Genomic DNA, 1,258 nt, shown 5'->3' on the forward strand with positions numbered 1-1,258 from the left:
AAAATTTAAAAATTAACAGGCAAATTTATATGTATTTATGTAGGGAGTTTGTCTGTTAATTACAGAGAAAACACGACCTATAATTTTACATTTCACATTGTTTAAAACCAGCATTGCGTTCTTACCTTCACCTTTTTTTCTTTCATAATATTCTTTGAGTTGCGGATCATGTTTTACGGCAACTAAAGCACACATTTGTAATATTGACTTCATTTTTTTATCCGCCATATGATTTACTTTTGTTCGCCCTTTGATACTCGAACCTGAACTATATTCAAATGGTGCAGTTCCAGCGTAACAAGCAAATTTTCTTGCGTTATCAAAAGCCGTGAATCCTCTTGTTGCAATGAGCATATAAATAGCAGTTTTATCTCCAATACCAGGAACACTTTTAATCAATTCAAATTGATTTTTCAATTCCAATTGATTAGATATTATTGCCTTCATTTCCTTCTCAATAGCTTTTAATGTTACTTTTAAAAACTTCACCGTTTTATTATTTATTCCTACTATTGATTTGTAAACTTGTTTGGGCATAAAATCAATATTTTCTTTTGTAGCCTCAAAAATCTTAAAGGATTTCATCACTTTTTCTCTTTCAGTATAAAGCAATTTTAGTTGTTGAATTACCATTTCAGGCAAAGTCGAAAGCTTTAGTTTGTCGATATTTCGAATACTATACAAAGCAATATCTTTTGCATCTGCCTTGTCATTTTTACCTCTGGAAATTCCTTTAGATCGTTTGATTTCTATGGCTGGAACTACCCAGAAATCAAGGTTGATTTCAGATAAATGACTACTCAAAGGAAATGTATAAATACCTGTGTTTTCGCAGCAAAACAAAACGGTAGTCAAATCTATTTTCTGTTTTATTAAGTTTTTTAAAATTTCTTTAATACCTTTTAAATTATTCTCTACAATGAAATGATTAGCCACATTGGGCGTTTGTTTTTCTAAAATAACTACATCCAATTTTGATTTTGAAATATCAATACCTACGTAAAATAAATAGTTTTTCATAACTTTGAATTTAGGATATACAAAAATGTTGAACTTCTTTAGAGCCTTTATTAGACCTTGATGTCTATCATTCTATTTGAAGCAATTCAACGGGATTCAAGGAGAAGACAGAGGACTAATGCGCTAAATAAGTCATGAACTTGGCGGTTTTGATAGTTCACCTCTGTTTTCCTTTGAATAAATTTAATATTTTTTATCAAATACAAAGTAAAGGCAGTTTTGCAAACTGTGCCCACAA

1 protein-coding gene is annotated in these 1,258 nt (G+C 30.2%); it reads right to left on the reverse strand.

The window, feature by feature from the left end; genetic code table 11:
* Positions 1-12 precede the first annotated feature (12 nt).
* A complete protein-coding gene (locus tag BUC23_RS17150) occupies positions 13-1,020 on the reverse strand; it encodes an IS110 family RNA-guided transposase (protein ID WP_073211914.1) in 1,008 nt (335 codons plus the stop codon).
* Positions 1,021-1,258: the final 238 nt, after the last annotated feature.

Origin of the sequence: Flavobacterium xinjiangense (assembly GCF_900142885.1) — a bacterium.
Classification (GTDB): Bacteria; Bacteroidota; Bacteroidia; order Flavobacteriales; family Flavobacteriaceae; genus Flavobacterium; species Flavobacterium xinjiangense.

What these genes read in the sequence shown, in the direction of transcription:
- BUC23_RS17150 (WP_073211914.1), bottom strand. Translation starts at nt 1,020, where the DNA reads ATGAAAAACTATTTATTTTACGTAGGTATTGATATTTCAAAATCAAAA.